18 protein-coding genes and 1 pseudogene are annotated in these 16,192 nt (G+C 67.3%); 10 read left to right on the top strand and 9 right to left on the bottom strand.

Annotated features, from left to right (window positions below; all coding sequences use genetic code 11):
• Window positions 1–79: 79 nt before the first annotated feature.
• Complete coding sequence (locus tag AB4Z32_RS25150) at window positions 80–1,159, bottom strand: AI-2E family transporter (RefSeq protein WP_442124594.1); 1,080 nt, start codon at window positions 1,157–1,159, stop codon at window positions 80–82.
• A 30-nt stretch (window positions 1,160–1,189) separates the two neighbouring features.
• Entirely contained in the window at window positions 1,190–2,059 is an 870-nt protein-coding gene (gene htpX, locus AB4Z32_RS25145; protein WP_442124593.1) for a protease HtpX, read from the bottom strand.
• 84 nt (window positions 2,060–2,143) lie between these two features.
• On the opposite strand from htpX, the gene AB4Z32_RS25140 reads away from it, so the two are divergent.
• Complete coding sequence (locus AB4Z32_RS25140) at window positions 2,144–2,437, top strand: hypothetical protein (RefSeq protein ID WP_442124592.1); 294 nt, start codon at window positions 2,144–2,146, stop codon at window positions 2,435–2,437.
• A 14-nt stretch (window positions 2,438–2,451) separates the two neighbouring features.
• On the opposite strand, the gene AB4Z32_RS25135 is transcribed toward AB4Z32_RS25140, so the two are convergent.
• Complete coding sequence (locus tag AB4Z32_RS25135; RefSeq protein WP_442124591.1) at window positions 2,452–2,943, bottom strand: phage regulatory CII family protein; 492 nt, start codon at window positions 2,941–2,943, stop codon at window positions 2,452–2,454.
• A gap of 82 nt (window positions 2,944–3,025) precedes the next feature.
• On the opposite strand from AB4Z32_RS25135, the gene AB4Z32_RS25130 reads away from it, so the two are divergent.
• The 3 genes from AB4Z32_RS25130 to AB4Z32_RS25120 are packed head-to-tail and all read left to right on the top strand — an operon-like array spanning window position 3,026 to window position 5,476.
• Complete coding sequence (locus AB4Z32_RS25130; protein WP_442124590.1) at window positions 3,026–3,889, top strand: hypothetical protein; 864 nt, start codon at window positions 3,026–3,028, stop codon at window positions 3,887–3,889.
• A 4-nt stretch (window positions 3,890–3,893) separates the two neighbouring features.
• Window positions 3,894–4,679 carry a DUF2491 family protein gene (locus AB4Z32_RS25125; protein ID WP_442124589.1) on the top strand — a complete coding sequence of 262 codons (786 nt, stop codon included), beginning with the start codon at window positions 3,894–3,896 and terminating at the stop codon, window positions 4,677–4,679.
• 32 nt (window positions 4,680–4,711) lie between these two features.
• Complete coding sequence (locus tag AB4Z32_RS25120) at window positions 4,712–5,476, top strand: hypothetical protein (protein WP_442124588.1); 765 nt, start codon at window positions 4,712–4,714, stop codon at window positions 5,474–5,476.
• A 4-nt stretch (window positions 5,477–5,480) separates the two neighbouring features.
• Here the strand turns inward: AB4Z32_RS25120 and AB4Z32_RS25115 are convergent, their stop codons facing one another.
• Window positions 5,481–5,798 carry a hypothetical protein gene (locus AB4Z32_RS25115; protein ID WP_442124587.1) on the bottom strand — a complete coding sequence of 106 codons (318 nt, stop codon included), beginning with the start codon at window positions 5,796–5,798 and terminating at the stop codon, window positions 5,481–5,483.
• Between the two features lie 115 nt (window positions 5,799–5,913).
• Window positions 5,914–6,111 (bottom strand): hypothetical protein, encoded by a 198-nt coding sequence (locus tag AB4Z32_RS25110; RefSeq protein WP_442124586.1) that lies wholly within the window; start codon window positions 6,109–6,111, stop codon window positions 5,914–5,916.
• A 21-nt stretch (window positions 6,112–6,132) separates the two neighbouring features.
• Between AB4Z32_RS25110 and AB4Z32_RS25105 the strand changes: the two genes are divergently transcribed.
• The gene (locus AB4Z32_RS25105; protein WP_442124585.1) at window positions 6,133–8,175 is read left to right on the top strand and encodes an acyltransferase family protein; all 2,043 of its coding nucleotides are present in this window, start codon (window positions 6,133–6,135) and stop codon (window positions 8,173–8,175) included.
• On the opposite strand, the gene AB4Z32_RS25100 is transcribed toward AB4Z32_RS25105, so the two are convergent.
• The 4 genes from AB4Z32_RS25100 to AB4Z32_RS25085 form a co-directional block, all read right to left on the bottom strand.
• On the bottom strand, window positions 8,109–8,522 hold the full coding sequence (locus tag AB4Z32_RS25100; protein WP_442124584.1) for a GFA family protein: 414 nt from the start codon (window positions 8,520–8,522) through the stop codon (window positions 8,109–8,111). The genes AB4Z32_RS25105 and AB4Z32_RS25100 overlap by 67 nt on opposite strands.
• Before the next feature lie 2 nt (window positions 8,523–8,524).
• Window positions 8,525–10,516: a CocE/NonD family hydrolase gene (locus tag AB4Z32_RS25095; RefSeq protein WP_442124583.1), complete on the bottom strand. Its 1,992-nt coding sequence runs from the start codon at window positions 10,514–10,516 to the stop codon at window positions 8,525–8,527.
• Window positions 10,517–10,592: 76 nt separating this feature from the next.
• Complete coding sequence (locus tag AB4Z32_RS25090; RefSeq protein WP_442124582.1) at window positions 10,593–10,991, bottom strand: hypothetical protein; 399 nt, start codon at window positions 10,989–10,991, stop codon at window positions 10,593–10,595.
• Between the two features lie 22 nt (window positions 10,992–11,013).
• On the bottom strand, window positions 11,014–12,399 hold the full coding sequence (locus AB4Z32_RS25085; RefSeq protein ID WP_442124581.1) for a GIN domain-containing protein: 1,386 nt from the start codon (window positions 12,397–12,399) through the stop codon (window positions 11,014–11,016).
• Window positions 12,400–12,544: 145 nt separating this feature from the next.
• Here AB4Z32_RS25085 and AB4Z32_RS25080 point away from each other — a divergent pair, with 145 nt between their 5' ends.
• The 5 genes and pseudogenes from AB4Z32_RS25080 to AB4Z32_RS25060 all read left to right on the top strand — a co-directional run.
• Window positions 12,545–13,369, top strand: coding sequence for a metal-dependent hydrolase (locus AB4Z32_RS25080; RefSeq protein WP_442124580.1), 825 nt, complete (start codon window positions 12,545–12,547; stop codon window positions 13,367–13,369).
• Between the two features lie 76 nt (window positions 13,370–13,445).
• Window positions 13,446–13,631: a hypothetical protein gene (locus AB4Z32_RS25075; RefSeq protein WP_442124579.1), complete on the top strand. Its 186-nt coding sequence runs from the start codon at window positions 13,446–13,448 to the stop codon at window positions 13,629–13,631.
• Window positions 13,613–14,113: a hypothetical protein gene (locus AB4Z32_RS25070; protein ID WP_442124578.1), complete on the top strand. Its 501-nt coding sequence runs from the start codon at window positions 13,613–13,615 to the stop codon at window positions 14,111–14,113. Before AB4Z32_RS25075 ends, AB4Z32_RS25070 begins: the two co-directional genes overlap by 19 nt.
• A gap of 1 nt (window position 14,114) precedes the next feature.
• Window positions 14,115–15,749, top strand: a complete 1,635-nt coding sequence (locus AB4Z32_RS25065) for an AAA family ATPase (RefSeq protein WP_442124577.1) — start codon at window positions 14,115–14,117, stop codon at window positions 15,747–15,749.
• Between the two features lies 1 nt (window position 15,750).
• Window positions 15,751–16,192: pseudogene (locus AB4Z32_RS25060) on the top strand (general secretion pathway protein GspB); the annotation flags it as partial.

Genomic DNA, 16,192 nt, shown 5'->3' with positions numbered 1-16,192 from the left:
GAAGGTCAGGGCACTATAGGAGCAGCTGACAGGCCTGTCAACAGGTATTTAAGTGGTATGCAAAAATACGATACCAGTTTCAGCTAACTTGCTGATCCTTAAGGTGGCGACTGGTATGGTCGGTGGTATTGTCCTGGTGGCCGGCGCGCAGCCAGCCGAACAGGATGGCCATCATGAAGGGACCGACGAAGAGGCCGATCACGCCCAGGGTCGAGACGCCGCCGAGCAGGCCGAACAGCACGGCCAGGAAGGGCAGGTTGACGCGGTGGCCGATCAGCTTGGGGCGGATGAACTTGTCGACCATGAAGAGTTCGACCGCGCCCCAGCTGAACAGGCCCAGCGCCGCGCCCGAGTGGCCCTGGCCCAGCAGCAGCAGGGAGACCATGGTGAAGGACAGCGGCGCGCCGCCCGGCACCAGGGCCAGGTAGCCGGTGATCACGCCCAGCAGGGCGGGCGCCGGGGCGCCGGCCAGGAAGTAGGCGATGCCGAGCACCACCCCCTCGAGGATGGCGACCGAGCACAGGCCCAGCGCGGTGCCGCGCACCGACAGCGGAAGCAGCCAGCGCAGGTTGGCGTAGTAGGCCGGCAGCAGGCGCTCGCCGGCGCGGTCGGTGTAGCGCACCACGGCCGGGCCGTGCACGTACAGCATGAACAGGGTGAGCAGGGCCAGGAACAGGTAGAGGGCATTGGCCAGGATGATCGAGCCCCAGGTGCGCGCGGCGCCGGTCAGGTGCGGCATGATGTCGCCGACCGTGCTGCGGATCAGGCTGCCGATGCCGCCCGGCAGGGCCAGGTGCTCGTTCCACCACTTGGCCGCCGGCTCGGCCACCATCGGCAGCTTGGCGAGCCAGGCCGGCACCGGCACGCCGGCTTCGTTCAGGTGGGCCAGCAGCCGTTGCACGCCGGCCAGTTCGCTGCTCAGGGTGTTGAACAGCACGAAGGAGGGACCGGCGAAGGCCGCCACCAGCAGCGCGACCAGGAAGGCCGCGCTGAGCGGCCGCGGCCAGCCGCGCCGCAGCAGGCGTTCGTGCAGAGGCCAGGTGATCACCGCCAGCAGGGCCGCCCAGGCGAGCGAACCCACGAAGTGCCGCAGCACGAACGCGAGCCCGATCGCGAACAGCAGGGGTAGCGCGGATTGCGCCAGGGGTGAATGCCGCATGTGATGCCTGGTCTCTTTCGAATGCCTGTCTTACGCGCGCTGCAGGGCGGCGATGCGCTCTTCGCAGGACGGATGGGTGCTGAACAAGGACAGCATACCACCGCCGGCAATGCCCGATGCGGCCATGTTCTTCGGCAGGTCGCCCTGTTCGATGCCGCCCAGGCGGCGCAGGGCCGCGATCATCGGACGCGGGGTGCCGATGATCCGGGCCGAGCCGCGGTCGGCGCGGAATTCGCGCTGGCGCGAGAACCAGGCCACGATGATGCTGGCAACCAGGCCGAACAGCAGGTCGCAGACGAACGAGGTGACGTAGAAGGCGATGCCGGGGCCGCTGTTTTCCTCGCCGCGGCGCAGGAAGCTGTCGACCGCGTAGGCGACCACGCGCGCCAGGAACACCACGAAGGTATTCACCACGCCCTGGATCAGGGTCAGGGTGACCATGTCGCCGTTGGCGACGTGGGCCACCTCGTGCGCCAGCACGCCTTCGATCTCTTCGTGGGTCATCGACTGCAGCAGGCCGGTCGACACCGCCACCAGCGACGAGTTCCTGGTCGCGCCGGTGGCGAAGGCGTTCGGCGCGCCATCATAGACGGCCACTTCCGGCATCGCGATGCCGGCGCGCTGGGCCTGGGAAGCGACCGTGTTCATCAGCCACACTTCGGTGGCATTCGACGGCTGCTGGATCACGCGTGCGCCCGTGCTCCACTTGGCGATCGGCTTGGACAGCCACAGCGAGATGAAGGCGCCGCCGAAGCCCATCAGCGCGGCGAAGCCGAGCAGGGCGCCCAGGTTGAGGCCGTTCGCGGTCAGGTAGCGGTTGACGCCGAGCAGGCTGGCCGAGATGCCCAGCACGAGCATGATGGCCAGGTTCGTCGCGAGAAAAAGAAGGATGCGTTTCATGATGGCTTACCCCATGGAGGTTATATTTCCAGAGTGTAAGGATAGAACATTGTATTGATCGTAAAAAGCGCAGTTTTTCGGATATTGACTTCGAAAAAATCGAAGCCACGCGCAAACCCCGTCACGGGCGGCATCATCCTGATCCCCCTGATCATCGGCATCGCCATGATCTTCTATGACGCCAGGAGCGCCCTGGGCTGGCTGCTGGCGGTCGGCTCCCTGACCGGCCTGGTGTTCGGCGTGATCGCCTCGCTCAGCATGAGCCTGCGCACCATGTCGGCATTCGAACTCATCTGCATCCTGGTGCTGGCTTTTGGCGGGCTGGGCCTGTTCCTGCGCTCGCTGCGCAGTCAGGCGCGCGAAGAGGCCGCCGCCTGACTGAAGAGGGGCCCTCAGTGGATGCCGGCATCCGCCTCGTTGCGTAGGCGTGCGCGCCAGGCGCCCAGCGCCGACAGGGCCGACTGGAATTTGCGCTCGATCAGGTCGGCCTCCGCCGGAGTGACCCTACCATCGATCAATGCGCTCGACACGGCTTCGGCCACCGCTCCCACTTCGCTCATCACCCGGCACACGGTCTGCGACAGGTCGTCCTGGCGTGCGCTTTCAGGCTGCGGCACCACGAAGGCCGCCATCCCATGGCGTACCAGCAGCGCGTGCAGCGGCAGGTGGGCGTCCGGCACGCCGGCCTGGTGGCAGCGTTCGACGATCAATGACACCTCTTCGAAGGACGGATAGTGCGAGGCGATCGTCGGCGCCAGCTTGTTGCGCAGGACGTTTACCGAGATGCCCAGTTCGCGGGCCAGCGCTTCCAGGCCGCCCGGGTATTTGCGGGCCACCGTGTAGAGGGCATCGTGCTGGTTCATGTCCATGTAGCGTCGGGTCATGGTAATCCTTTGATATTTTTACCGGTGCATGTCAACATGCCCGTCGTTATCCTGATTCTAACTTTCGTCGGCACTCCTGACCATGCTGAAGCCCTTTTCGAAGTATGCACATGTCGCCTTGGCGTTCGCGCTGATCCTGTCGCTGGCTTCAGTCCCGGTGGATGCCAGTCCGTCCAGTTCCTCCTCCTTCAAGAGCGGGTTCTCGTCGCAGCGTTCGTCGTCGTCTTCGTCGAAGTCCTTGTCGTCGCCGAAGCCGTCGAAGTCCTCGTCGGGCGGCTTCGGCTCCTTCAGCTCCTCGCGGTCTCCGGATGCGCGCAAGCCGGATTCGGCGCTGTCGCGCAAGCTGGACAGGGAGAGGTCGGACGCGAATGCGCTGCGCACCCTGGACGAACGGCGCGCGGCGCAGGCGGCACGGGAGTCGCGCGATACGGCGCGGCCGGCGCCGGGCTATGAGCAGCGCGACGGTCGCGCGCCGCAACAAGGCAATGGCTACGGTTACGGATACGGGAACGCGCCGCCCGCGCAGCCGCCGATCATCATCAACAACAACGGTGGCAGCGGCCTGGGACCCATCGTGGCCGGCGCCATCCTGGCGCGGCAGGCGGCGAACGCGCATGCCAACGGCAATCACGCGAGCAGCGGTAACGGTAATGGCGGCAATGGCGGCAACAGCGGCGGCTATTACCCGGCGCCGGACGGTTCCGCCGGCGGCCTGGCCAGCCAGGCCGGTGCCAACAGCGTCGGCACCGGCGGCAGCGGCAACGGCGCGGCGGCAGGAAGCGCGGTGCCGGCGCCGGCGGCGAAGGACAGCGGCGGATCGCTGTTCGTCACCTTCGTCTGGCTGTGCGTGCTGTCGCTGATCGGCTGGTGCATCTACTTTGCATGGAAGCGCGCGAAAGCCCGCCGCGCCGCCAGCAAACCGAATTATTCGTTCGAAAGGAATTGAGCAGATGGCCTGGAAGGATGTATTCAGTTACGTGCGCGGCATCGCGGCAAAGAAGGGCGTGGCCCAGGGCGAGGCGCGGATGGACGAGGGCGTGCCGCTGGACGCGCGCATCGGCAGCGTGGTGCAGTTGCAGCACTCGCCGATCATCCGCGCCCAGGCCAACGGTTCGCTGATCGCCACGCCGGCGCCGGGCGACACCCGCATCCTGGCGGTCTCGCAGATGCGCCTGCAGCCGGATACCGAGCTGTATCGCCTCTACCTGGACAAGGGCGACGAGGACGCGAAAGAAAAATTCCTGCAGGTGTTCTGCGGCGACGACGGCAAGGTCGCCGAGATCCTCTACTGCACCCAGCTGGCGAGGGTGGTCCCGGAAACCGCCGACGACCAGGACGCCTACACCGGCCAGGCCGGCTACGGCCTCGGCGACCCCGGCTACACGCTGTGGCGCGAGCAGCTGGCCGACATGCTGGGCGAGCCCGAACTGGCAGCGGTGTTCGGCGACAGCGAACGCCTCGACTACGTGCGCGATGCCGGAGGCAGCAGCGCGGACTTCGTCCAGCCCTTCCACGGCCGCGAGACCCGCATCGACGACGCCCAAGGCGTGCACGGCCTGCGCCAGGAGCTCTACTTCATGCCCTATGTGCGCGAGCTGGCGGGCGGCGGCCGCGAATATCTGTTGATCACCACCGAGATCGTCGAAAGCGTCGATGGCGACACCTCGAAGCGCGGCATCCACGTCGACTTCGTGATCGGCATCCCGATGGAGCAGGAACGCATCGTCATTCAGTGACATCTTCATCTCTACCAACGAAAGGAACGACAATGAGCAACGCAAGCGGATGGGGCCTGACTGCACGGCTGGTGACGAAACACTTCGGCGCCCTCGGCGACCGGATCTCGGAAGCCATCGCCAACTTCGATCCGGAGACCGCGACCGAGGCCGACCGCGACCGCCTGGTCGACACCCTGCGCGACACCGCGCAACTGCTGGCGACGGCGCGCGCTTCCTTCGACAAGGAGCACCAGGACGTGGTCAGCCTGCAGACCCTGATCGCCAGCGACGAGCGCGCCGCCGAGAAGCTGGCCGAGCGCCTGGCCGCCGGCACCATCTCGGAAGCCACGGTGACCCTGTTCTGCGACGAGCTGGAAGCCAACAAGGCGCGCCTGCCGCAGGAAATCCAGGAAGAAGCGGACGCCAGGGCTTACATGGACGAGCTGCAGAAGATCGTCGACGCGCTGTCCAAGCAGCTGGCGGACTTCGACGCCCAGGCGCGCAAGGCGATCCAGCAGCTGGCCGCGGCCAAGGCTCAGAAGGAACTGCAGGAACTGCGCATGGAACGCCAGGCCCAGCTGGCCGGCCTGTCAGGCATGCGCGGCAACTCGACGGCGCTGAACGCGCTCACCAAGCGCGCCCAGGCCGTCAGCAACGAAGCGGCCGGCCTGCGTATCGTCGCCGACATCGGCCAGAAGCCGCTTGACCAGCAGGCCGAACTCGATGCGATCCGCAAGTCGGTGAGCCAGCCGGAAACGGCCGGCGAGAGCGCGCTGGAGCGCCTCAAGCGCCTGTCGGGCAAGACCGCTGCCTGATTCGCTATTCTGAATCGCGCAGCCAGGACTTGCTTAATTGCTTGGCGGGGAGGGGAGCCGTGGCGACCGCCGCGGCCTGGTCGCGCTGGGCGAACTCGTGCTTGGACTTGCGCTGCCTGGCCGGCGCGCTGAACTTCGCTTTGATGCCCAGCACGCATCGGTAAATCAGCGCGCCGACGCCCAGGATCAATGCGCTGGCGGTGATCGCCAATCCGTCGGGCCGGCCGGCGATGACGAAAATGCAGACGAAAGCGATGAGGTCGAGGCAGTAGATATAGTTGAATCGCGCCTTTTTCTCAGAAGCGAGCTTGGTAACGGACATGCTGAATTCCAGGTAAATCTCGCAGCGGGCGTATGCCGCGCATGCATGTCGCCGATTCTATCATTTCCACATGGAAATTTTGCGTGATTCTTTCGCAACGGCGGAGCCAGTACGATTATTGCGCCCGGTAATCGACCACCAGCGATTTCTCCAGGCAAGCACCGAGGGTGTCGAATGCGAACGGGACGACGCGGCGCAGGGTGGAAGATGCTTCGATGGCCATGTAACGACGATAGCCAAGGGCAAGCACCTTGCGGCGCACGATTGACAGCTTGTTTGACACGCCATAATCGTTGAGCAAGACTGCGGTCACGCGTCACGTGGAGGTTGGTACATGGATGTTCGCTGGGGCAACAAGGGGTTTTTTCAGGGAAGCGCAGCACACTCGATCGCCTACCGTCCGGATATCGACGGATTGCGCGCCGTTGCCGTCGGGCTGGTGGTGCTGTTCCATGCCTGGCCCAAGTGGCTGCGTTCCGGCTTCATCGGCGTCGACATCTTCTTCGTCATCTCCGGCTTCCTGATCACCTCGATCATCCTGAAGGACCTGAGGCAGCGCGAATTCACGATCCGCGGCTTCTATGTGCGCCGGATCAGGCGCATTTTTCCGGCCCTCATCACCGTCGTGCTCGCGGTACTGGCCTTCGGCTGGTACGTCCTGTTGCAGCAGGAATTCGCCCAACTCGGCAAGCACGTGGCGGCGGCGGCCGGCTTCGTGTCCAACCTGGTGCTGTGGAGCGAGTCCGGTTACTGGGACAACGACTCCGTCACCAAGCCGCTGCTGCATCTGTGGTCGCTGGGCGTGGAGGAGCAGTTCTACCTGATATGGCCGGTCGCGCTGGCGCTGTGCTTCCGCGTCCGCTTCGGCATCCTGGCCTTCCTCGCGCTCACGCTCACCGGCTCCTTCCTGTACGGGCTCTACGCCACCTTCAACGATCCGGCGGCGGCCTATTTTTCTCCAGTGTCGCGCTTCTGGGAACTGGCCTGCGGCGGCCTGGTGGCCTATGCGATGACCAAGAAAAGCCCGCTGCTGCCGCGTCCCGGACTGGTGTCGGCGCTGGGCCTGGTGCTGCTGGTGCTGGGCGCGGTCCTGATCAAGGGGCAGGCCGACTTCCCCGGCGCCTGGGCGCTGCTGCCGGTGCTGGGCACCTGCGCGCTGATCGCCGCCGGCAACGTTTCCTTCATCAGCCGCCGCCTGCTCGGCAACAGGCTGATGGTGGCGGTCGGCCTGGTCAGCTATCCCTTCTATTTGTGGCACTGGCCCTTGCTGTCCTTCGGCTACATCATCGAAGGCGAGAAGCCCTCGGCGCTCCTGAAAGCGGTGCTGGTGCTGGCGGCGCTGGCGCTGGCCTTCCTGACTTACCACCTGGTCGAGCGGCCGGTGCAGAAGGCGCCGAACCGCCGCCGCGCGATCCAGGGACTGGTGGTGGCGATGGCCTGCTTCGGCGTGCTCGGGGGGATGGTGAAGGCGGGCCTGCTGCATGAGCGCATGCCGTCCACCGCGGTCGCCCGCTACATGGGCGCGCTGAACGATCTCGGCTTCCCGGATCCGGCGATGAAGCCGCTGCACTACAAGGGCTCGCTGTTCCAGCAACTGGTGGGGCAGGGCAAGGGGACCACGGTCCTGATCGGCGATTCGGTCATGGAGCAGTATGCGCCGCTGGTGTCGCAGGGCTTGCGCGAATCGCGCTTCGACCGCCACAACGTGATCTTTGCGACCCAGGGCGGCTGTCCGCCGATCGAAGGCGCGGTGCGCCTGCCGCGCCTGCGCTATCCGACCTGCACCCAGTCGGTCGAGAATGCCTACCGGCTGGCGGCATCGCCGGAGGTCGACACCGTGGTCATCGCGGCGTCGTGGTACGCTTATTTTGCCAATTGGCAAAACGATGTCCAGATGCCGGTCGAGGGCGTCCTGCAGACCTTCCCGGCCAAGCCCGCGCACCAGGTCGCCTACGCCACGCTGCACCGGTCGGTGGCGCGGCTGCGCGAAGCCGGCAAACGCGTCTACCTGATCCTGCAGCCGCCTTCCGGCGACATGTTCGATCCGCGCTCGATGATCACCGGCTCGCGCTTCGGCGAAATGAAGCCGCGCACGGACTTGGCGCCCTTCCGCGTCGACCGCTTCTACAGCGACAACGCCGAACCGCGCAATCGCCTGCTGCGGATCGCCCAGGACACCGGCGCGATCCCCATCGACCCGGTCGACACCATCTGCAGGAACGGCATCTGCCCGACCGTGAATGCCGCCGGCGAACCGATCTACACCGATCCGGTCCACATGCGGCCCTTCTACGTGCGCAGCAGGGTGCGCTACCTTGATCCGGCGCTGAACGGCACTGACGCAAGATCCCAGTTGTCGTTCCTGCCGTCGAGGTAGCTGACCGGCACCGCGGCCAGCTCCTCGTCCGTCAGTCCGTCCAGGCAGTGCACGCTGAGCGCCACGTAGGCGCCCCAGCGCGGCGAGCTTCCCTTGCCGAAGGGCCGCACGCCGCAGGTGGCGCAAAAGAAGTGCTGCTCGGTGCGCGTGTTGCAGCGGTACTCGGTCAGCGCCGCCTCGCCGCGCAGGAGGCGGAAGGCGTCCGCAGGCACGATCGCCGCCCAGTTGCCTTGCTTGGTGCACAGCGCGCAGTTGCAACGGATCGTGCCCCTGGACAGGTCGACCTCGGCCTCGAAGGCGACCGCGCCGCAATGGCAGCTGCCACGGTGGCTTGCGAGGCCGGCCATGCTCAGCGCGCCGCCGCCGACATCGGTTTTTCCACCAGCGGCAGCTCGATATAGCTGCTGTGGTAGATCCGCTGCGTCGCCTTTTTATAATCCTCCGGCCTGGCGAAGAAGATGTTGTCGACGAAGGTCTGGGGATTGCGGTCGTACAGCGGGAACCAGCTCGACTGCACCTGCACCATGATGCGGTGGCCGGGCAGGAAGACGTGGTTCGCGGTCGGCAGGTCGAAGCGGTAGGACAGCGGCTTGTTGGCGGCCAGGGCTTTCGGCTTGTCGTAGCCTTCGCGGTAGCGGCCGCGGAAGATGTCGCCCGAGATCATCAGCTGGTAGCCGCCCATCTGCGGCTGGCTGCCCACCTGGTCCGGATACACGTCGATCAGCTTCACCACCCAGTCCGAATCGGTGCCGCTGGTCGAGGCGACCAGGTTGGCGACCGGTTCGCCGCTGATCTTCACCGGCACCGTCAGCACGTCGGACACGAAGGTGGCGACGTCGGTGCGGCCCGAGGCTTCGCGCTGGTCGTCGACCATCCAGCGCGGCCAGGTCTGGCCCTTGGCTTCGTCGTAGCCGTAGGGCGGGATCGGGCGCTGGCGGAAGGGCACCGGTTTGGCCGGATCGGACACGTATTCGTCGTAGGCCTTCGCCTCGGGCGCACCGCCCAGCACCGCCTTCTGGTTCGCCGCCAGGCGCAGCGGGACCGGCTTGATCGCGCAGGCGCCGGCTTCGGGACAGCCGCTCGGCCAGGAGGCGAGGGTGCGCCACTTGTTGGTGCCGGTTTCGAACGCCGTGACGGCCGGGATCGGGGGCGTATTGGTGTCGCCTTTCAGGTAGCGGTCGAGGAAGGGCTTGAGCACTTCCTGGCGCCAGTACAGCGCGGTGTCCGTGCCGAATTTGAGCGCGCCCAGGCTGCTGCCGTCGCCGATCGCGCCGCCGTGGTTCCATGGGCCCAGCGTCAGGTGCACCAGGCCGTTCGTGTCCTTCGGCTTGATCGCCTTGTAGACGGCCACCGGACCGTAGATGTCCTCGGCATCCCACAGGCTGTGCACCAGCAGGGTCGGCACCGTGACCGGCTGCGCGGCCAGGATCTTGTCCATCGCCTGCTGCTGCCAGAAGCTGTCGTAGGCCGGGTGCTGCGAGAGCTTGCGCCAGAAGCCGCTCTGTTCCAGGCCGCGTTCGCGCGCCAGGGCGCCGGCCGAACCGGCGCGCATGTACATGTCGTAGTCGTCGTAGTTCGAGACGTACCATTTTGCGGCATTGCCGCGGGTGACCACCTGCTCCAGGATGTAGGAAAGATTAATCTGGCGGAACGCGCCGTGGTGGAACCAGTCGTCGCCCATCCAGCCGTCGACCATCGGGTTCATCGGCACCGCGGCCTTCAGCGCCGGATGCGGATTCACCAAGGCCATCAGGGGCAGGAAGCCGTCGTAGGAGATGCCGATGATGCCGACCCGGCCATTGGTCTCGGGGATGTTCTTGACCAGCCAGTCGATGGTGTCGTAGGTGTCCGTCGAGTGGTCGACCGGGGTCGGGTTCAGCGGGCCATGCAGGGGGCGGTTCATCACGTAGTCGCCTTCCGAGCCGTACTTGCCGCGCACGTCCTGCACCACGCGGATGTAGCCGCCCTGGACGATCACGTCGGCGGCGTTGTCGTAGCCGCTCAGGATCGATTCCATGTCCGAGCTTTCGGCATGGTTGGTCAGGCTCGACGCGTCGTAGGGCGTGCGGGTCAGCAGGATGGGGGCATTCTTCGCGCCCTTGGGCACGATGATGACGGTGTTCAGCCGCGTGCCGTCGCGCATCGGGATCATCACGCTGCGCTTGACGTAGTTGAAGCCGGCGGTCGGGGCTACGAATTCGGCCGGTGTTTCCGAGGGCAGGGCGGGGTATTGCGGGGCCGGCGGCGTCGGCGCTGCCGTCTGGGCCTGGGCGAGGCCGGCGAGGGCAAGCGCGCAGGCGAGCGCGTACCTGCGTGCGACCGTGGTGCTTGGTGACTTCATGGGCGTCCTTGTTCTGGTCTTGTCGTGGGGCGAAGTAGCGCCGCCGCTACGTTAGCACAAGGAAGCAGGGGCGGGATCAGCCGTGCGTGAAGCGCTCGAACAGGAGGGTGCCCTGGCGCCGCGTGGCCGGGCCGTCGAGATGGTCCCACCAGCCGAGCGGGAAGGTCATCTTGCGGTCGGCCATGGCGACCAGGTCGTCGAAGCCGCGCTGGCTCTCGCTCACGGTGATGATGCGGGCGTCGAGGTCGGCGGCGATGTCGAGGCAGATGTCGCCATGATGGTCGCGCCAGGGCTGGGTACCGCCTGACGGGTCGCCGCGCCAGGCGCGGATGCGGCTGATCGCGTCCCAGGGCACGACCAGGCCGCGCACCGCGAAGCAGGTGTCGGAGACCAGGATCGCCGGCGCGGACGGGGTCCTCAGCCAGCCCGGCCGGCGCCGCAGCCGGGTTTCGATGGCGTCGAGGAAGGCTTTCATGGTGCTTCCTTCGATGCGTCCTTCAGTCGGCGGAGCGGTGGGTGCCGCTGCGGTCGACCAGCAGCTGGCCGCGCTCGGCGTTGCGCTTGTCCGTGCCGGCCAGGTTGACGGCAGCGCTGCCGGGGCCGCGCACCTGGATGTCGCTCTGGCCGACGTTCAGGCGGCGGCCTGCGAGGCTGCCGGAACCGTTGATCCGGGCGCTCAACTGGTCCACGCTGCCGTCGATGCGGGCGTCGCCGGGACCGTCCATGCGCAGCAGCAAGCGCTTGCCGGACATGCTGGCGGTCAGCTCGCCGGAGCCCCGCAGTTCGGCGTCCAGGGTGTCGGAGACGTTCTGCAGCCTGACGCCGCCCGGGCCGCGGCTGCGCACGATGGCCTTGCGCACCTTCAGGCTCTCGCCGTTCAGGTCGCCCGAACCGCTCAGCTCCAGCGTCAGGTCGCCGATGTCGCCGGCCAGCTGGGCATTCCCGGGGCCGCCCATGCGCAGCTGGCCGGTGGCCGCCTGCAGGCCGCGTGCCGTCAGGTCGCCCGAACCGTGGATTTCGGCGTCGAACTTGCGGATGTTGCCGGCGATGCAGGCATTGCCCGGACCGCGCTGCACGCTGCGCGCGCCTTCGACCAGCAGGTCGCAGCCTTCGAAGTCGCCCGAACCGCTGCTTTCCAGTTCCAGCGAGCGGCTGCTGCCGGACAGTTTGAGGTCGCCGGGGCCGCGCATGCTGGCCGACACCCGCGCAACCCGCAGGCCGTCGGCGGTGAGGTCGCCCGAGCCGCTCATCTGGGCCGCCAGCTCGTTGGCGATGCCGGCCAGGTGGACGTCGCCGGGGCCGTGCATGTTGACGTCGGCATCGGCAAGCTTCATGCGGCGCAGGTCGAGGTCGCCGCTGCCGCTGCTTTCCAGCACCAGCTGGCGCACCGCGCCGCTCGCGTGCAGGTCGCCGGGGCCGTTGCTGACCAGGGTGAAGCGGTCGCCGCCCGCCTGGGCCAGTTCGACGTCGCCGCTGCCGTTCATGCGCAGGCTCTTCAGTCCGGCGGCGCCGATGGTGACGGTGGTCTGGTCGCGGCGCTTGCGGCTGCCGAAGCTGAAGCTGAAACCGGAGCGCTCGACCGGACGCACCACCAGGGTGTCGCCGCGCACCGCGACTTCCATGCCGTCGAGGTCCTTGCGCTCGCCCGAGACCTGCACCGCTTGGCGCGCCTGGGCATCGATCACGACGCGGTAGGGGCCGGACAGCTCGATCGCGCTGAAGGCGCCGACCTGGCGCTGCTCGGTGACGATGCCGTAGGGCTGCGCCTGCGCTCGCGCGCTTTGCTCTCTCGCCGGCTGGGCGAAGCTGGCGTGGCTGGCGACGGCGCCGCAGGCGGCGACGAGGGCGATGGCGAGGGCGATGCGCTTGGGGACGGTCTTCATGATCTCGTTCTTGTGGAAGGGTGGACGGTGTCCGGAGCCTGAACGATATGGCAAGCTTGTCCTGTCTGCATGCGAAAAACGACAGACGCGCAAAAACGCGGCACCAACTGCAAAAGACGGGGGCTGGACGGGGTATATTATTCCCATGTCCACGCTCACCGTCCGCAAGCCGAACCTCGACCTGTCCTCGGGCTTTCCGCGCCACTGGATGGGCGGCGACGTCTATCGCACCGCCTTCATGAATGCGCTGTCGATGAGTTTTCCGCTTGGCGAGCAGATGTTCATCGACAGCGTGCGCGCGGCGCCGCCGGAGGCCATCCTCGATCCGCTCCTCCGCGCCGACGTGAAGGACTTCGTCGGCCAGGAGGCCAGCCACCGTTTCATGCACCAGCAGTTCAATGCCGAACTGGCGCGCCAGGGCTTCGATTACACGCTCGAGCCCAGGATGAAGTGGAAGGTGGAGCGGATCCGCCGGCTGCCGGTGCAGGACCGCCTGGCCATCACCTGCGCGCTGGAGCACTACACGGCGATGCTGGCGGATTACGTGCTGCGCCACCCCGAATGGCTGCAAGGCGCCGAGCCGCGCCTGCGCACGCTGTGGAGCTGGCACGCCGCCGAGGAACTGGAACACAAGGCGGTCGCCTTCGACGTCTACCGGGCGGCCGGCGGCGGCTACTGGAAGCGGGCGATCTGGTACCTCCATGTGAGCCTGGCGTTCTGGCTGGACACCAACTGGCAGACCGTCCACAACCTGCGGCGCGACCGCGCCGTCTGGCGCCCGGGCACCTGGACCAGCGCGGCGCGCGCCTGGTTCGGCTGGCGCGGCATGGCCTGGAGCCTCATGACGCCTGGGCTGGGCTATCTGTCGCCGCGATTCCACCCCTGGCGCCACGACAATCGGGCCCTGCTGCGGACGTGGCTCGAGAGCAACGAAGACAGCGTCCGTGCGATCGGCCGCACCCGGGCCTGAAATCCGCTTGCGCGCTCCCCGTGGCCGGATCCGGGTGCGGGTGTCATAATGGATGGCTAGTGCAAGGAGACTATCTGTGATTCGCTATCTGGGCACACGCAAGAATGCGGAAGGTGCCTCCGTCTATGTATTTCTCGTCAACGGCATGGAGAAGGAAGTGCGCGAGCACGCCCTCAAGCAGCATCCCGGCTGCTACGACGCCCTGCCGGCGTCGGTGAAGGCGAAGATCGCCGCCAACCGCGCATGGCTGTCGAAGCTCTGACCCCGTTGCGGGCGGCGCTGCTGTCGCTGTTCCTGATCGCCGCGGCCGGCGCGGCCTGCGCGCAAGCCCAGGACAAGCAGCCGTCCACCTTCGGTACGGTGATCGGCGGTGCGCTGCTGTGCCACGACCAGATCGACAACAAGTATTTCCATTCCTGGCTCAGCACCCATTTCGGCGCGCCCTACAAGCACGAGGGCGGGGCCTACTGGTTCCGCACCGGCGAGGCCACCTTGTGGGGCGCCCCGGTCACCGAGGTGATGGTCAGCGACGACACCAGCGAGCTGGCCTTCCTGGCCGCGGTGGCCGAGGTGCCGCCGGACGAACTGGAACAGTCGATCCGGCGCGTGTCCGGCGTGCCCTATCCGGCGGCGGATGCTTCGCCCTATCCTTTGCGCATATCCGCCCCCGGCAGCACGATCGCTTACTACAATACCAAAAGCAAAATATACTGCGCGAAGTTCAAACCGCTGCCGCGGCACTAGTATGTACACCACCTACTTCAATCTGACGCAACAGCCGTTCTCGATCGCGCCGGACCCGCGCTACCTCTTCATGAGCGAGCGCCATCGCGAGGCCCTGGCCCACCTGCTGTACGGGATCGGCAGCGGCGGCGGCTTCGTCCTGCTCACCGGAGAAATTGGCGCCGGCAAGACCACGGTCTGCCGCTGCTTCATCGAGCAGGTTCCCGACAACTGCCGCCTGGCCTATATCTTCAACCCGAAGCTGACGGTCGAGGAACTGCTGCTGACGATCTGCGACGAGTTCCGCATCGAGCTGCCGCCCGCATCGGGCGGGGCACTCGGCGTGAAGGCTTATGTCGACGCCATCAACGGCTACCTGCTGGACAGCCATGCCCAGGGCCACAACAACGTGCTGGTGATCGACGAGGCCCAGAACCTCTCGCCCCAGGTGCTGGAACAGCTGCGCCTGCTGACCAACCTGGAAACCAGCGAGCGCAAGCTGCTGCAGATCATCCTGATCGGCCAGCCCGAGCTGCGCACCATGCTGGCCCAGCCCGAGCTGGAGCAGCTGGCCCAGCGCGTGATCGCGCGCTACCACCTGGGCCCGCTGTCCGCATCCGAGACCGGCGCCTACATCGCCCACCGCCTGACGGTGGCGGGGGCGCATCCGGGCAACCCGATCCCGGCCTCGCTGGCGCCGCTGATCCACCGTCTCACGCACGGGGTGCCGCGCCGGATCAACCTGCTGTGCGACCGCGCGCTGCTCGGCGCCTATGTCGAGAACAGCCGCGAAGTGACGCCGAAAATCCTGCGCCGCGCCGCCCAGGAAGTATTTGCAGGTGAAGAACGGGCGCCGCGCGCACCCATGCGCTGGCCGCTGGTGGCGGGCGGGGTGCTGGCCGGCGCCGCGATCAGCGCCGCGGCCTGGCAGGCTGTGCCGCATAATCCCGCGCCGCCCGCACCATCCGCGCTTGCGGCCGCACCAAAGGCTCAGCCTTCGGCCAGACCGAAGGCTCCGGCGAATGCGGGGGCGCTGCCTGCCGCTGCACAGGCGCCCGCGAAACCCCTGCTGCTGGCGACCCAGACCGAAGCCCTGCGCGAACTCGGCACCCTGTGGGGCCAGCAACTGCCGACCGACACACCTTGCCAGGGCGCGCCGAAGCTGAACCTGCGCTGCTACCAGGGGCGCGGCGGCCTCTACGAGCTGCGCCTGCTCGACCGTCCGGCCATCGTCGCCCTGCATGACGGCCAGAAGCTGGGCTATGCGGTATTGAGCTCGATGGATGCCGACAGCGCCACCCTGAGCGTCAACGGCCAGCGCCAGAAGGTCAGCCTGGGCGCACTGGCGACCCGTTTCGACGGCGAATACACGACCTTGTGGAAAGTGCCGCGCGCCTTCCGCGACGAAGTCCATCCCGGCGACACCGGCCCGGACGTCGACTGGATCGCCGCCCGCCTGGCGGAACTGAACCAGCTGACGGCGCCGCGTACCGAGCAGCCGCTCGACGAGCCGACGCGCCGCCTGCTGCGCGCTTTCCAGTCGAAGCAGAACCTGAAGGCGGACGGCGTGGCCGGGCCGCGCACCTATATGCGCCTGAACCAGTTGAGCGGGGTCGACGAGCCACGCTTGCTCGCGAGCAACGGAACGGGAAAATAATATGTCCTATATCCTCGAAGCCCTGAAGAAGGCCCAGGCCGAACGCCAGTTGGGTAACGCGCCCACCATCCACGCGCCGCAGCCGGTGCAGGCCGCCCAGCCGGGCCTTTCCGCCAGCCGCAGGCCGCTGTTCATCGGCCTGGGCGCGGGCGTACTGGTGGTGGCGCTCGGCGGGCTGTTCATCTGGCAGCGCGGTGCCGGACCGGCGGCGCCGGCGGCCACGCCTGCTGTGTCTGCCGTTGCAGTGCCAGCCGCAGTGCCAGCCGCGGTACCGCCGCCGGTGGCCTCCCCCCAGGGCGTTGCGCCGTCGGTGGCTGCGGGTGCCGCTTCGAACACGCTGGTGGTGAGCGCACCGCCGGCGCCGGCGCCGCGCACTGTGCACGTGGCCGAAGCGCCCGCGCGTCCCGCGCCAGCCGTCGCCGCCGGCAGGGCAGGGGCCGATG

Source organism: Massilia sp. 2TAF26, assembly GCF_052115005.1.
GTDB lineage: Bacteria > Pseudomonadota > Gammaproteobacteria > Burkholderiales > Burkholderiaceae_D > Telluria.
This window is presented reverse-complemented; position numbering and strand designations above follow the sequence as displayed.

Bases quoted from the DNA above. Each gene is read 5' to 3' on its own strand.
- AB4Z32_RS25105 (WP_442124585.1), top strand. From the start codon at position 6,133: ATGGATGTTCGCTGGGGCAACAAGGGGTTTTTTCAGGGAAGCGCAGCA.
- AB4Z32_RS25095 (WP_442124583.1), bottom strand. From the start codon at position 10,516: ATGAAGTCACCAAGCACCACGGTCGCACGCAGGTACGCGCTCGCCTGC.
- AB4Z32_RS25100 (WP_442124584.1), bottom strand. From the start codon at position 8,522: ATGGCCGGCCTCGCAAGCCACCGTGGCAGCTGCCATTGCGGCGCGGTC.
- AB4Z32_RS25065 (WP_442124577.1), top strand. From the start codon at position 14,115: ATGTACACCACCTACTTCAATCTGACGCAACAGCCGTTCTCGATCGCG.
- htpX (WP_442124593.1), bottom strand. From the start codon at position 2,059: ATGAAACGCATCCTTCTTTTTCTCGCGACGAACCTGGCCATCATGCTC.
- AB4Z32_RS25150 (WP_442124594.1), bottom strand. From the start codon at position 1,159: ATGCGGCATTCACCCCTGGCGCAATCCGCGCTACCCCTGCTGTTCGCG.
- AB4Z32_RS25125 (WP_442124589.1), top strand. From the start codon at position 3,894: ATGGCCTGGAAGGATGTATTCAGTTACGTGCGCGGCATCGCGGCAAAG.
- AB4Z32_RS25135 (WP_442124591.1), bottom strand. From the start codon at position 2,943: ATGACCCGACGCTACATGGACATGAACCAGCACGATGCCCTCTACACG.
- AB4Z32_RS25085 (WP_442124581.1), bottom strand. From the start codon at position 12,399: ATGAAGACCGTCCCCAAGCGCATCGCCCTCGCCATCGCCCTCGTCGCC.
- AB4Z32_RS25130 (WP_442124590.1), top strand. From the start codon at position 3,026: ATGCTGAAGCCCTTTTCGAAGTATGCACATGTCGCCTTGGCGTTCGCG.
- AB4Z32_RS25120 (WP_442124588.1), top strand. From the start codon at position 4,712: ATGAGCAACGCAAGCGGATGGGGCCTGACTGCACGGCTGGTGACGAAA.
- AB4Z32_RS25090 (WP_442124582.1), bottom strand. From the start codon at position 10,991: ATGAAAGCCTTCCTCGACGCCATCGAAACCCGGCTGCGGCGCCGGCCG.
- AB4Z32_RS25115 (WP_442124587.1), bottom strand. From the start codon at position 5,798: ATGTCCGTTACCAAGCTCGCTTCTGAGAAAAAGGCGCGATTCAACTAT.
- AB4Z32_RS25070 (WP_442124578.1), top strand. From the start codon at position 13,613: ATGGCTGTCGAAGCTCTGACCCCGTTGCGGGCGGCGCTGCTGTCGCTG.
- AB4Z32_RS25080 (WP_442124580.1), top strand. From the start codon at position 12,545: ATGTCCACGCTCACCGTCCGCAAGCCGAACCTCGACCTGTCCTCGGGC.